The organism is Actinacidiphila sp. bgisy160, assembly GCF_057707815.1.
This window is the reverse complement of record NZ_JBYIQW010000027.1, coordinates 20,074-33,223: the sequence shown is the minus strand read 5'-3', so window position 1 is coordinate 33,223 and position 13,150 is coordinate 20,074. Positions and strand designations below refer to the sequence as shown.

Here is a 13,150-nt window from a genome sequence, read left to right as displayed (position 1 = left end):
GGGCAGCGCGCGGGAGACGGTCTCGTGTCTCTCACTGGGCTCCGATCCGCTGACGGCCACCAGCCTGAACGGCGTTCCGTCGATGTTCTCCAGCGTAACGGAACGGGTCCTCGGGCACGTACCGCCGGCTTCGCCGGTGCAGTGGAAGCGCACGTCGCCGAAGTCGGTCGTACCGCAGGAGACGTCGGCACGAAGGTGAAGGGTGCCGAGCAGACCGCACCGCGACACAAGGCCGTCGCCGGCGATCAGGGGCGTCCCGTGATCACAGTGCTCGCTCACTGAGCGGGCATGCGCTGTCACACCGACAGGGGCCGCGCTGTCTTACTCGTGACGGAGAGAAACAGAGGGAATCATGCGCGAGATCCTGATCGTCGGCGGCGGCTACGCCGGCTTCTACACGGCCTGGGGCCTTGAGAAGACGTTGCGGCCCGGGGAGGCGCGGGTCACCGTCGTCGACCCGCGTCCCTACATGACCTACCAGCCGTTCCTGCCGGAGGTCACCGCGGGTTCGGTGGAGGCACGCCACGCCGCCGTGTCGATGCGGCGCCACCTGCACAAGTCCCGCCTCATCGCGGGCAGCGTGACCGAGATCCGCCACGCCGACCGGACGGTGACCGTCCGGCCCGTGAACGGGGAGGAGTACGAACTCCGCTACGACACGCTCGTCGTCACCGCCGGCGCCGTGACCCGCACCTTCCCCATCCCGGGCCTGGCCCGGCATGCCATCGGCCTGAAGCACGTCGAGGAGGCGGTCGCCATCCGCGACCGGCTGCTGACGGCGTTCGACCAGGCGGCCTCGCTGCCGCCCGGGCCGGAACGGCGCAAGCTGCTCACCGTCACCTTCGTGGGTGGCGGGTTCTCCGGTGTCGAGGGCTTCGGCGAACTGCTGTCGCTGGCGACCGCGATGCTCAGGTCCTACCCGGAACTGAGCCTGGGGGAGCTGTCGTTCCACCTGGTCGAGGCGCGTGGCCGCATCCTGCCCGAGGTGAGTGACGAGCCCGGAGCCTGGGTGGTGCGCCACCTGGAGCGCCGCGGCGCGCATGTGCACCTGAACACCCAGCTGGTGTCCGCCGAGGACGGCCACGTCCTGCTGTCCAGCGGGGAGGAGTTCGACTCGGAACTCATCGTCTGGACCGCGGGCAACGCCTCGAACCCCGTCGTGCACAACCACACCGACCTGCCGGTCGACGAGCGCGGCCTGCTCGTCGTGCGGCCCGACCTGCGGGTGGGTACGGACGCCGAGCCGGTGCCGGACGTGTGGGCGGCCGGGGACGACGCGGCGGTGCCCGACCTGGCATCGCCCGTTCCGGGGGCGCGCACGGTGCCCAACGCCCAGCACGCGGTCCGGCAGGGCAAGCGCCTGGCCAAGAACATCGTCGCGAGCCTGCGCGGCGGCAGGGTCCGGGACTACCGTCACAGCAGCCTCGGCGTGGTCGCCACGCTGGGCCTGGGACGCGGCATCTTCCAGTACAAGGCCATCGTCGTCAAGGGCTTCCCGGCCTGGCTGATGCACCGCGGCTACCACGTGCTCGCCGTGCCCACCTGGGAGCGGAAGGTCCGGGTGCTCACCGTCTGGCTCACCGCGGCTCTGTTCGGCCGGGACCTGGTCTCCCTCGCCTCCGTGCAGCACCCGCGGGACGCGTTCGTCACCAGCGCCACTCCCGGCCGCCGCGCGGATCGGCAGGCGGGCGACCACGCAGGGGTGTGAGCGCCGGGAACGCCGGAGGTCACATGACGTCGACCGGGCGGTGGAGCAGGCTGGGACCGGCTCCACCGTCAAGGCGCCGCACGGTTGTTCACTTTCCGTAACGTTGGCATCTCCGTAGGCACAGCTTCAGCCACGGATGAATAACGTGTCACCACTTTCCACAGCGATCGAGATCGATTGTGTGCGATTTCTGCGCAAATGCCGGAATCTGCATCCGTTTTGCGTCTTTCGCTCAGCATATGATGTCGGTCAGTGACGGCTCGTGTGCTTGCTCCGGCGGTTGAAGATGTTTTTTCTCTCACCCTCATCTGTCACAGGACCGGGTGTCCGGCGGTCTATTCGGTGGACGTGAGGGGAGAGAATGTGACGCTTGGTGACCGAGGCTCGTGGGGTAACCACCCAGGTAGAACATCGTGTGACACACGTGTGTCATGCGGCTGGGGGCTGCCCGTAAATGGCCTCTGACCGGATGGGTGACGTCTGTGCCCATCGGCCGCCCGGCGACGGTGAGGCCGCGTGGGCAGGCGGAGCCAAGGAGAACGCGGACGCCGGGCCGTCCCCCTCCGCACACAACCTCGACGAGGCCGCCTGCGTCTTCATGGAGCTCCAACCCCGTCTGTTCGGCATCGCCTACCGCGTGCTCGGAAGCGCGGTCGAGGCCGAGGACGTGGTGCAGGAGGTGTGGCTGCGCTGGCAGCGGACCGACCGTTCCGCCGTGCTCAGCCCGGCCGCCTTCCTCTCCACCACGACGACCCGCCTGGCCATCAACGTCGCACAGTCCGCCCGGGTACGCCGGGAGGCCTACATCGGGCCCTGGCTGCCCGAGCCCGTCGACACGAGCGCGGATCCCGAGGTGGGCGCCCAGCGGGCGGAGGCGGTGGAGCTCGCCCTGCTGCTGGTGCTGGAGCGGCTGAACCCCGCGGAACGCGCGGCCTACGTCCTGCGGGAGGCGTTCGACTACGCCTATCCGGAGATCGCCGAGATACTCCAGATCAGCCTCGTCAACGTGCGCAAGATCGTCAGCCGGGCCCGCAAGCACGTGCTGACCAAGCCCCGCGAGACCGTGGACGCCGCGGAGCACCGGCGCCTCCTGGAGGCCTTCGTCGCGGCGGCCCGTACCGGGGACCTCGCCCCGCTGGAAGCCGTACTCGCCCCGGACGTGTCCGGCCGTCTGCGCGAACGCGGCGACCTGCCCGGTTCGTCGCGGACGACGGACGCACACGCGTGAAGCGCCGGCGGGACACGCGCCGGCGCTTCACACGTCGGCCCTGTCAGGAGCCGATGATCCGGCGCCCGGTGCGTGCGGGGTGGTTCCAGGGCCGCAGCTTGTCGGGGTTGAGGACGATCCAGGCCTGCGACACGCGTCCGTCGGCGACGTCCAGACTGACGACCGCCACCACCTGGCCCTCGTAGCGGGCCACCAGACCGGTGCGGCCGTTGACGGAGTGGGTGGACAGGGTCACCCGCTGGTGGTGCGCCAGCAGCGTCATCAGACTGCGCGCGACCGGCTCGGCGCCATGCACGGGCCGGACCAGCGCCCGCAGCTTTCCGCCGCCGTCGAAGAACGCCGTCACATCCGGGCACATCAGCGACGACAGCCGTACCGCGTCGCCACTCACGCAGGCCGCGCCCACCGCGCGCGCCACCGCGTCGTGCTCCTCTGGCGTGACGGGGTGCGACCGGCAGGCGCTGATCGTGCGTCGCGCACGCTCGGCGAGTTCCGCGCACTCCGGCTCGGAACGCCCCACCACGTCCGCCACCGCGCCCAACGACAGCCCGAAGCAACCGTTGAGCACGAAAGCCGCGCGCTCCGCGGGGGACAAGGCGTCCAGGGCGGTCAGCAGAACCTCACCGATCTCCTGCTCCAGCTCGAGCCCCACCACCGGCCGCGCCGGACTCGCCACGGCCGGTCCGGTTCCCCCCGCGGACGTGGTCAGGCGGGCCAGACAGATCCCGCCCACCGTCCTCACGAGCCACGCTCCGGGCGACTCGATCACCCCGCGGGCCGCCTCCGGCAGTTCGAACCACTGCCGGTAGGCCTCGTCGACGACCGACTCGGCTTCCGCCCTGCCGCCCACCATCCACATCGCCACGTCCAGCAGATGCCGGCGCTCATCCAGCAGCTCCGCGATCGGCACCGCGTCATCGGAGAAATCCATGGCCCCTGACCTCCTCGCACAGCACAAGGACACGGCACCGTGCTTCCTGTCCCAGTGGTGAGACCGGGCGGGCGCGGATCGTGTGACATTCCTCCCTCACGCCCCCGGTCCCGCAAGGCCTCGCAGGCGGTGCACGTCACACTTTCGCCGCGTGATCGGTCATATGGGTGGAAGGTGCACGACAGTGCCGACCTGCGACCCGCCATGGATGAAACTTGAATGGTGACAGGAACATGAGCAGCGGCAGCCGGCCCGCCGACTCGCAACAGCCGGGCAAGGGCACGAAATTCGCCGACTGGGTCGGCGAGCGACTGGGCGCCGACAATCGTGCGAGACCGGACGGGAGGCGAAAGGTGTTCCCCAGCCACTGGTCATTCATGCTGGGCGAGATATCCCTGTACAGTTTCCTCGTCCTCGTCCTCACGGGAGTGTATCTGTCGCTGTACTTCCACCCGTCGATGACGCCGGTGGAATATCACGGCAGTTACGCACCGCTGCAGGGCCAAACGGTGTCCGAGGCCTTCGACTCGACGATGCGCATCTCCTTCGACGTGCGCGGTGGTCTGCTGATCCGCCAGGCCCACCACTGGGCGGCGCTGATCTTCGTCGCCAGCATGTTCGCCCACATGCTGCGGGTGTTCTTCACCGGCGCGTTCCGCAAGCCGCGCGAGCTCAACTGGGTGCTCGGCTTCTCACTGCTGGTCCTGGGCATGTTCGAGGGCCTGACGGGCTACGACCTCCCGGACGACCTGCTGTCCGGGACCGGGCTCATGGTCGTGAACGGGACCATCCTCTCCGTCCCGGTCGTCGGGACCTACCTGTCGATGTTCCTCTTCGGCGGCGCGTACCCGGGCAAGGACCTGATCGCGCACTTCAACACGCTCCACGTCGTGGTGATCCCGGCCCTCATGGCGGGCATCCTCGTCGCCCACCTGGTCGTCGCGCGCCGGCACCGGCACACCCAGTACCCGGGACCCGGGCGGACCGAGCGGAACATCGTCGGCCTGCCCTTCCGCGTCTACGCCGTGAAGTCGGGGGCGTACCTCCTCCTGGTCACCGGCGTCGTCTTCATGATCGCCTCGGTCGCGCAGATCAACCCCGTCTGGCTGTACGGCCCCTACCGTCCCGACCAGGTCACCGCGGGATCGCAACCCGACTGGTACATGGGCGTCCTCGACGGACTTCTGCGCGTGATGCCCGGCTGGGAGGTCGCCTTCCGGGGCCACACCCTGGCCCTGGACAACCTCGTGCCGCTGCTGGCGGGTGCCGGGCTCTTCCTCGCCCTGGGCGCCTATCCCTTCGTCGAGGCCTGGGTGACCAAGGACGGCCAACGGGACCACCACCTCCTCGACAGGCCGCGCAACCGGCCGGTGCGCACGGCCCTCGGCGCGGCATGGGTCAGTGTCTACGCGGTGGCGTTGCTGGGCGCGGCCAACGACCTGGTCGCCCTCCGGCTGCACATGTCGGTCAACGCCGTGACGTGGGCCGTCCGCGCCGGCCTGTTCGTCGTGCCCTTCGTCGTCTACGTCGTGACGAAACGATGGGCGCTCGCCCTCCAACGCGCCGACCGCGACGAGGTGCTGCACGGCCGTGAGACCGGGACCATCAAGCGCATGCCGGACGGCGAGTACATCGAGGTGCACGAGCCGCTGGGCCGGGAGAGGCTCCACCTCCTCACACAGCACGAGCAGTACGTGCCCATCCGGCTCTCCCCGGACGGCAGGGCCGGCCGTGCCGAGCGACTGCGGGCCCTGCTCAGCCGGGGCCTGTACGGGAAGGGGACGCAGATTCCCAAACCCACGGTGCGGGAATACGAGGAGATCTCCCACGACCACGGCGAGGACCACGTTTTCCGCTGAGGTGTCACATATTCCCCGGCTGCCCTGTCCAAAGGGCGAAGGAAAACGCACGAGAGTGCCGAACTTGGGAGTTCGACAATGAGCAAGCCCGTTCTCGAGTCCGCGGCTCAGGGAATAGCGGACGCGACGGCGAAGCCGCCTTTCCTCTATGAGCTCGGTCCGGAGGGCGCCCGCAAGGTCCTCGACGACATCCAGGCGGCGCCGGTCGAGAAGTACGACGTCCGGGAAAAGTGGATCACCGTGCCGGCCGAAGTGGGCGACGTGCGGGTGCGCGTCGTCAAGCCCGTGGGCGCGGAGGAGGTCCTGCCCGTCGTGTTGTACGTGCACGGCGGCGGCTGGGTGCTCGGCAACGCGGGTACGCACGACCGTCTCGTGCGCGAACTGGCCGTACTGGCGCACGCCGCGGTGGTCTTCGTGGAGTACGACCGCTCGCCGGAGGTCCGGTACCCGGTCGCCATCGAGCAGGCCTACGCGACGGCCCGCTGGGTCACCGCGAAGGGCGCGGACGAGGGCCTGGACGCCGCCCGCATGGCCGTCGCCGGCGACTCCGTCGGCGGCAACATGGCCGCGGCCCTGACCATCATGGCCAAGCAGCGCGGCGACGTGACCTTCGTCCACCAGTCGCTCTACTACCCGGTGACCGACGCGGCCCAGGACACCGACAGCTACCGCGAGTTCGCGGACGGCCCGCACCTGACGGCGAAGGCCATGGCCTGGTTCTGGGACTGCTACACCGCCGACCCGGCGGAGCGGGCGCACATCACCGCCTCGCCGCTGCGGGCGAGCCTGGAGGACCTCGAGGGGCTGCCGCCGGCGCTGGTCATCACCGACGAGAACGACGTGCTGCGCGACGAGGGCGAGGCCTACGCCCGCAAGCTGACCCAGGCCGGCGTCCCCACCGTCAGCGTCCGCTACAACGGCACGCTGCACGACTTCATGATGCTCAACCCCGTCCGCTCCACGCAGGCGACCACCGCCGCGATGGAGCAGGCGACCCGCGCGCTGCACACCGCGCTGCACACCAACTGATCTCCCCCCACAGCCGGATCACGGGCCCGGGCCGCTACGCCGCGCCTGCCCCGCACCGGTGAGCCCAGGTGGCCCGGACCCGCGTACGTCCCCGTTCGGCGGCCGCGAGCCACCTCTTCCAGACGTACGGCACCAACTGCCGTACCCGCCGCCGGCCTCCGTCCCGGAGCCGGGTGGCACAACCAACACCTGCCTCGAAAGGGCCAATACTGTGCACCGTCATGCCCGTTACGGGACCCTCCGCACCTCCCTCACCGTCATGGCCACGGTGACCGTCGCCGCCGGTCTGCTCGCCGCCACCGTGGGTCCCGCCAGCGCCACCAAGGGCGGCGACACCCCCTCGCGGCACCGCAAGCCGACCGTCGTCCTCGTCCACGGCGCCTTCGCCGACTCCTCCAGCTGGAACGACGTCGTCAAGAAGCTGAAGCACGACGGCTACCCCGTGGTGGCCGCGGCCAACCCGCTGCGCGGGCTGGCCGGTGACGCCGCCTACGTCCGTGAGCTGGTGGACAGCATCGACGGCCCCGTGGTCCTGGCCGGCCACTCCTATGGCGGTGCCGTGATCTCCAACGCCGCCCGCGGCTCCGACAAGGTCAAGGCCCTCGTCTACCTGGCCGCCTTCATGCCCGACAAGGGCGAGAACGCCTTCGACCTGTCGCTGAAGTTCGACGGCAGCACGCTCGGCGACGCGCTCAAGCAGGTGCCGGTCACGATGGCCGACGGTTCCAAGGGCGTCGACCTCTACATCGACCAGGCCAAGTTCCACCACCAGTTCGCCGCGGACGTCCCGGCGCACACCGCGGAGATCATGGCGGCCACCCAGCGGCCCGTGGCCGGCGGCGCGCTGTACGAGCCCTCCGGCGAGCCCGCGTGGAAGACCATCCCCTCCTGGGTCCTGGTGGCCTCCAACGACCGGAACATCCCCCGCGAGCTCCAGGTCTTCATGGCCGAGCGCGCCGAGTCCCACGTGGAGGAGGTCCGGTCCTCCCACGCGGTGAGCGTGTCCCACCCGAAGGAGTCCGCGCGCATCATCGAGGAAGCCGCGCGTTCCGTCCGCTGAGCGACGGCCCGGTGACGGGCGGGGCGGCGCACCACGCGCCGCCCCGCCCGTCCGTCGTCCGGCCGCACCGCCGCGGGCACCCGCTGCCGGGCGTTATCGCGTTGCCGGCCGGCCGGCGGCGTCCCCGCGTGGCGGACCCCGCTCCGTGAGCGGCGGCCCGGATCGGTCAGGAATGGAGAAGCCACCGCGAGCGGGCCACGGCTAGCGTGACGGCCATGGACATCACCATTCACTGGACCTTCCTCCCGCACACCGACCCCGAGGCCACGCTGGCCTTCTACCGCGACACCCTCGGCTTCAAGGTCCGCAACGACGTCGGCTACGGCGACATGCGCTGGATCACCGTCGGCCCCGCCGATCAGCCGGGCACGTCGATCGTCCTGGAGCCGCCGGCCGCCGACCCGGGCATCACCGACGAGGAGCGCCGCACCATCTCCGAGATGATGACCAAGGGCACCTACGCCCGCCTCGTCCTGGCCACGCCCGACCTCGACGGTGTCTTCGAACGCCTGGTGGCCGCCGGCGTCGAGGTCGTCCAGGAACCGACCGAGCAGCCGTACGGGATCCGCGACTGCGCCTTCCGGGACCCCGCCGGCAACATGATCCGCTTCAACGAGATCCGCTGACCGCGCCCGAAACCCGCTCCCGCGCCCGCCCCGCCCGTGGATCAGGAACCCGCCCGCAGCCCCGGACCGTTCGACGCGGCCGGTCCGAAGCGGGCGCGGGGGCGGTCCGGCGGACGGCTACCGTGGCCGTGACCGCGTCGCCGAGGGGGCACAGGACATACTTGCCCGAAGCCGGTCGGGTCCACTCAGGCGACGCCGCCGGGGACCGCGGGGGCGGTCCGGCACGCACCAGACGGATGGAGAGACGATAAGCATGGCCAAGAAGGCGGACGCGCAGTCGCTTGCGCCGCACGTTGCCGACAGTCACGATCTGATCCGCGTGCACGGGGCGCGCGAGAACAACCTCAAGGACGTCAGCATCGAGATCCCGAAGCGCCGCCTTACGGTGTTCACCGGCGTCTCCGGCTCGGGAAAGAGCTCCCTGGTCTTCAACACGATCGCCGCGGAGTCGCAGCGGCTGATCAACGAGACCTACAGCGCCTTCGTGCAGGGCTTCATGCCGACCCTGGCCCGGCCCGAGGTCGACGTCCTCGACGGCCTTACGACCGCGATCACCGTCGACCAGCAGCGGCTGGGGGCCGACCCCCGCTCCACCGTCGGCACCGTCACCGACGCCAACGCCATGCTGCGCATCCTCTTCAGCCGGCTCGGCACCCCGCACATCGGCCCGCCCAGCGCGTACGCCTTCAACGTCCCTTCCGTCCGGGCCAGCGGTGCGATCACCGTCGAGCGCGGCGCGAGCAAGGCCGAGAAGGTCACCTTCACCCGCACCGGCGGCATGTGCCCGCGCTGCGAGGGCCGCGGCACGGTCTCCGACATCGACCTGGGCCGGCTCTACGACGAGACCAAGTCGCTCAACGAGGGCGCGATCACCGTCCCCGGCTACAAGGGCGGCGGCTGGAACTCCCGGCTCTACGCCGAGTCCGGGTTCTTCGACCCGGACAAGCCGATCAGCGGGTTCACCAAGCAGGAGCTGCACGACTTCCTGCACCGCGAGCCGACCCGGATGAAGATCGCCGGCATCAACATGACCTACGAAGGGCTGATCCCGCGGGTCCAGAAGTCGATGCTCTCCAAGGACAAGGAGGCGATGCAGCCGCATATCCGCGAGTTCGTGGACCGCGCGGTCGCCTTCACCACCTGCCCCGAGTGCGACGGAACGCGGCTCAGCGAGGGCGCCCGGGAGTCGAGGATCGCCGGGACCAGCATCGCCGACGCCTGCGCGATGCAGATCAGCGACCTGGTCGAGTGGGTGCGCGGCCTGGACGAGCCCTCGGTCGCCCCACTGCTCACCAAGTTGCAGCACACCCTCGAGTCGTTCGTGGAGATCGGCCTCGGCTACCTCTCGCTGGAGCGGCCCGCGGGCACGCTCTCGGGCGGCGAGGCGCAGCGCGTCAAGATGATCCGCCACCTCGGGTCCTCGCTCACCGACACCACGTACGTCTTCGACGAGCCCACCACCGGACTGCACCCGCACGACATCCAGCGGATGAACGGCCTGCTGCTGCGCCTGCGCGACAAGGGCAACACCGTGCTCGTCGTGGAGCACAAGCCGGAGACGATCGCCATCGCCGACCACGTCGTCGACCTCGGCCCCGGCGCCGGCACGGCTGGCGGCACCGTCTGCTTCGAGGGTGACATCCAAGGGCTGCGCTCCAGCGGCACCATCACCGGCCGCCACTTCGACGACCGCGCCTGCCTGAAGGAGACGGTGCGCAAGCCCACCGGCCACCTGGAGGTCCGCGGCGCCACGGCGCACAACCTGCGTGACGTCGACGTCGACATCCCGCTCGGGGTGCTCACCGTCATCACCGGCGTCGCGGGCTCCGGCAAGAGCTCCCTCGTGCACGGATCCGTTCCCGCGGGTGCCGGCGTCGTGTCCGTGGATCAGAGCCCCATCCGCGGCTCGCGCCGCAGCAACCCGGCGACGTACACCGGACTGCTCGACCCGATCCGCAAGGCGTTCGCCAAGGCCAACGACGTGAAGCCCGCCCTGTTCAGCGCGAACTCCGAGGGCGCCTGCGCCACTTGCAACGGCGCCGGCGTGGTCTACACGGACCTGGCGATGATGGCCGGCGTCGCCAGCACCTGCGAGGAGTGCGAGGGCAAGCGGTTCCAGGCGTCCGTGCTGGAGTACCACCTCGGCGGGCGCGACATCAGCGAGGTGCTCGCGATGTCGGTCACCGAAGCGGAGGAGTTCTTCGGCGCCGGCGATGCGCACACCCCCGCCGCGCACCGCATCCTGGGCCGGCTCGCCGACGTCGGACTCGGCTACCTCAGCCTCGGCCAGCCCCTCACCACGCTCTCCGGCGGCGAGCGGCAGCGGCTGAAGCTGGCCACGCACATGGCCGACAAGGGCGGCGTCTACGTCCTCGACGAGCCGACCGCCGGCCTCCACCTCGCCGACGTCGAGCAACTGCTCGGGCTCCTGGACCGCCTCGTCGACTCCGGCAAGTCCGTCATCGTCGTCGAGCACCACCAGGCGGTCATGGCGCACGCCGACTGGATCATCGACCTCGGCCCCGGCGCCGGCCACGACGGCGGCCGGATCGTCTTCGAGGGCACCCCGGCGGACCTCGTCGCCGACCGCACCACCCTCACCGGACAGCACCTGGCCTCCTACGTGGGCGCCTGACGCGCGGCTCCGCCCGACGGCACGACAGCACGACGGCCGGGGCGACCACGCCGCGGCCCCCGTGGCCCCCAGTAGAGTGTCCGGCACTCTGATCGGCCTGGGCACCGGTCTGGCGCCGGGAGCGGTTCTGCGGGGGGCCGCGAAGGCTGCTGGATCGAAGCGGGAGTTGGCCTGTGGTGCCGGGCGGCCCGATCACCGTCCTGGAGGAGGAGGCGTCCGCCCATGCCGCGGCGCTCGCGGACTCGATGGGGCCGGTCTGCTTCGGCCCCCGGCAGAACCGCCTCCGACCGTGACGGGCGGCCCCTCGGTCCTCAGGGTTGCTCGCGCGCGTCCTGCTGCGGGAGGAGGTCGTGGAGGGCCTCGGCGACGGCGGTCATGCGGTCGGCGACGTCCGCGAGTTCGCGGCGCAGTTCGATGACGCGCAGTTCCAGGGCGACGGCCTGGGCGGTGAGGGTCAGGGCGGTGGCCGAGACGTCGCGTCGGTGGCCGGTCGGTCGGGTCATCACGGGGCCTCCGGTCCGAGTCGCAGCGCGGAGACGCTGAGTCCGAGCCGCACCTTGTCGCCGAGCAGTACGCCCCCGCTCCGCAGGAGGACGTTCCAGTCGAGGCCCCAGTCGGAACGCCGGAGGGTGGCCGAGCCCTCGAAGCCGATCCGCCGCCGCCCGTCGGCGTCGCGGGTGGTGCCGCCGTGTTCGAGGTCGAGGTGCAGGGGCAGTTCGACGTCCTTGAGCCGGAGGTTTCCCGTCATGCGGAAGCGGTCCTCTCCCAGGGGGACGACCGCGGTGGAGCGGAAGACCATGAGGGGGAACGACGCCGAGTCCAGGAAGTCGGGGCCGGTGAGGTGGTAGTCGCGCGCCCGGACGCCCGTGACCAGGCTGCCGGTCTGCACGCTCACGTGGGCCTCGGAACGGGCCGGCCGGAGCGCGTCGAGCCGGAGGAACCCCTCGAACGCCGTGAATCGGCCCCGCACGTTGCTGACCATCCCGTGGCGGACGGAGAAGCCGACCGCGCTGTGGACCGGGTCGATGACGTACGCGCCGGTCGGTTCTTCCCGCGGACGGGCTCCGGGGACGGTGCTTACCGCGCGATTACTGGGCATGGTGGGGAGACCTGTTCGTGCGGGTGGGTCGCGGGAGGCTGCGGTGGCCCCTGGTGGGGGGCAGGGGCCACCCGCGGGGGTTACCGCTGCTGGGCGAACCAGTCGGCGAAGCGGGTCGCGGCGAGCTGCGCCCCGGGGCCGGGGACGAGGGAGTCCTCCTGCAGCTCGGACCCGTAGTACCGGCCGTGCGGGTCCGTGACGACCTTGCGGGGGTCGTTCTGCGCGGTCAGCACGTCACGGATCAGCTCGTCGAACCGGAACACGTCAGGGCCGGCGATCTCCAGCACGCCGTTCAGAGGCGTGCCGACCGCGGTGCGGGCGACGGCCGTGGCCACGTCGTCGGAGTAGATGGGCTGGAACTTGACGGGCGGGATGCGCACCGTGTCGCCCTCGGTCGCCGCGTCCGCGATGCCGTTCGCGAACTCGAAGAACTGCGTGGCGTGGACGATGGAGTAGGGCAGGCCCGATGCCTTGATCAGCTCCTCCTGGGCCAGCTTGGCGCGGAAGTAGCCGTTGTCCGGGAGCCGGTCGGTGCCGACGATGGAGAGCGCGACGTAGTGGGTGACGCCGGCTTCGGCGTTCGCCTTCACGAGGTTGCTGGTGCAGGTGCGGAAGAAGTTCATCACGGCCTCGTCCTCCCACGCGGGCGAGTTCGAGACGTCGACCACGACCTGGGCGCCTTGGAGGACCTCGGCGAGGCCCTCGCCCGTGAGGGCGTTGACGCCCGTGTTGGGGGAGGCCGCGACGGCCTCGTGCCCGTCCGCGTTGAGCTTGCTGACGACCTTCGAGCCGATCAGCCCGGTTCCGCCGATGACTACGACCTTCATGATGGAGTCCTCTCGGGTGTTCTCGTGCGCGGGGCGCACGGTGCGGTCAGCCGCCCACCGGCACCGGCCCGTGTGTGTTCGCAGGGAAGACCGGGCGGCGGAGCGGTTTGTGACAGGGGCCCTGCGTGACGGGGACCCCGCGTGGCGG

The 13,150-nt window shown here is 70.6% G+C and carries 10 protein-coding genes and 1 pseudogene; 7 read left to right on the top strand and 4 right to left on the bottom strand.

All coding sequences use genetic code 11. The features are described 5' to 3' along the window. Window positions 1–352: 352 nt before the first annotated feature. Together AC3EUJ_RS21435 and AC3EUJ_RS21430 are read left to right on the top strand one after the other, a co-directional pair. Window positions 353–1,708 carry an NAD(P)/FAD-dependent oxidoreductase gene (locus AC3EUJ_RS21435; protein ID WP_431963708.1) on the top strand — a complete coding sequence of 452 codons (1,356 nt, stop codon included), beginning with the start codon at window positions 353–355 and terminating at the stop codon, window positions 1,706–1,708. 598 nt (window positions 1,709–2,306) lie between these two features. Next, a pseudogene (locus AC3EUJ_RS21430) lies at window positions 2,307–2,915 on the top strand (sigma-70 family RNA polymerase sigma factor); the annotation flags it as partial. Window positions 2,916–2,979: 64 nt separating this feature from the next. Here the strand turns inward: AC3EUJ_RS21430 and AC3EUJ_RS21425 are convergent. After that, a complete protein-coding gene (locus AC3EUJ_RS21425; RefSeq protein WP_431963706.1) occupies window positions 2,980–3,867 on the bottom strand; it encodes a sigma factor-like helix-turn-helix DNA-binding protein in 888 nt (295 codons plus the stop codon). A 233-nt stretch (window positions 3,868–4,100) separates the two neighbouring features. Here AC3EUJ_RS21425 and qcrB point away from each other — a divergent pair, with 233 nt between their 5' ends. The 5 genes from qcrB to AC3EUJ_RS21400 all read left to right on the top strand — a co-directional run bounded on the left by qcrB (window position 4,101) and on the right by AC3EUJ_RS21400 (window position 11,076). After that, window positions 4,101–5,726 (top strand): cytochrome bc1 complex cytochrome b subunit, encoded by a 1,626-nt coding sequence (qcrB, locus tag AC3EUJ_RS21420; protein WP_431963704.1) that lies wholly within the window; start codon window positions 4,101–4,103, stop codon window positions 5,724–5,726. 78 nt (window positions 5,727–5,804) lie between these two features. Next, window positions 5,805–6,755: an alpha/beta hydrolase gene (locus AC3EUJ_RS21415; RefSeq protein ID WP_431963702.1), complete on the top strand. Its 951-nt coding sequence runs from the start codon at window positions 5,805–5,807 to the stop codon at window positions 6,753–6,755. Window positions 6,756–7,014: 259 nt separating this feature from the next. Beyond that, a complete protein-coding gene (locus tag AC3EUJ_RS21410) occupies window positions 7,015–7,815 on the top strand; it encodes an alpha/beta fold hydrolase (protein ID WP_431963700.1) in 801 nt (266 codons plus the stop codon). Window positions 7,816–8,030: 215 nt separating this feature from the next. After that, window positions 8,031–8,441, top strand: a complete 411-nt coding sequence (locus tag AC3EUJ_RS21405) for a VOC family protein (RefSeq protein ID WP_431963698.1) — start codon at window positions 8,031–8,033, stop codon at window positions 8,439–8,441. Between the two features lie 253 nt (window positions 8,442–8,694). Then, window positions 8,695–11,076, top strand: a complete 2,382-nt coding sequence (locus AC3EUJ_RS21400; RefSeq protein WP_431963696.1) for an ATP-binding cassette domain-containing protein — start codon at window positions 8,695–8,697, stop codon at window positions 11,074–11,076. Between the two features lie 311 nt (window positions 11,077–11,387). Here the strand turns inward: AC3EUJ_RS21400 and AC3EUJ_RS21395 are convergent, their stop codons facing one another. The 3 genes from AC3EUJ_RS21395 to AC3EUJ_RS21385 all read right to left on the bottom strand — a co-directional run bounded on the left by AC3EUJ_RS21395 (window position 11,388) and on the right by AC3EUJ_RS21385 (window position 13,002). Next, complete coding sequence (locus tag AC3EUJ_RS21395; protein ID WP_431963694.1) at window positions 11,388–11,579, bottom strand: hypothetical protein; 192 nt, start codon at window positions 11,577–11,579, stop codon at window positions 11,388–11,390. After that, window positions 11,579–12,175 carry a YceI family protein gene (locus AC3EUJ_RS21390; protein WP_431963692.1) on the bottom strand — a complete coding sequence of 199 codons (597 nt, stop codon included), beginning with the start codon at window positions 12,173–12,175 and terminating at the stop codon, window positions 11,579–11,581. The genes AC3EUJ_RS21395 and AC3EUJ_RS21390 overlap by 1 nt, the downstream gene beginning before the upstream one ends. Before the next feature lie 80 nt (window positions 12,176–12,255). After that, the gene (locus tag AC3EUJ_RS21385; protein ID WP_431963690.1) at window positions 12,256–13,002 is read right to left on the bottom strand and encodes an SDR family oxidoreductase; all 747 of its coding nucleotides are present in this window, start codon (window positions 13,000–13,002) and stop codon (window positions 12,256–12,258) included. Window positions 13,003–13,150: the final 148 nt, after the last annotated feature.

Coding starts and splice junctions, on each gene's coding strand:
- qcrB (WP_431963704.1), top strand. CDS start 4,101: ATGAGCAGCGGCAGCCGGCCCGCCGACTCGCAACAGCCGGGCAAGGGC.
- AC3EUJ_RS21415 (WP_431963702.1), top strand. CDS start 5,805: ATGAGCAAGCCCGTTCTCGAGTCCGCGGCTCAGGGAATAGCGGACGCG.
- AC3EUJ_RS21405 (WP_431963698.1), top strand. CDS start 8,031: ATGGACATCACCATTCACTGGACCTTCCTCCCGCACACCGACCCCGAG.
- AC3EUJ_RS21410 (WP_431963700.1), top strand. CDS start 7,015: ATGGCCACGGTGACCGTCGCCGCCGGTCTGCTCGCCGCCACCGTGGGT.
- AC3EUJ_RS21395 (WP_431963694.1), bottom strand. CDS start 11,579: ATGACCCGACCGACCGGCCACCGACGCGACGTCTCGGCCACCGCCCTG.
- AC3EUJ_RS21400 (WP_431963696.1), top strand. CDS start 8,695: ATGGCCAAGAAGGCGGACGCGCAGTCGCTTGCGCCGCACGTTGCCGAC.
- AC3EUJ_RS21425 (WP_431963706.1), bottom strand. CDS start 3,867: ATGGATTTCTCCGATGACGCGGTGCCGATCGCGGAGCTGCTGGATGAG.
- AC3EUJ_RS21390 (WP_431963692.1), bottom strand. CDS start 12,175: ATGCCCAGTAATCGCGCGGTAAGCACCGTCCCCGGAGCCCGTCCGCGG.
- AC3EUJ_RS21435 (WP_431963708.1), top strand. CDS start 353: ATGCGCGAGATCCTGATCGTCGGCGGCGGCTACGCCGGCTTCTACACG.
- AC3EUJ_RS21385 (WP_431963690.1), bottom strand. CDS start 13,002: ATGAAGGTCGTAGTCATCGGCGGAACCGGGCTGATCGGCTCGAAGGTC.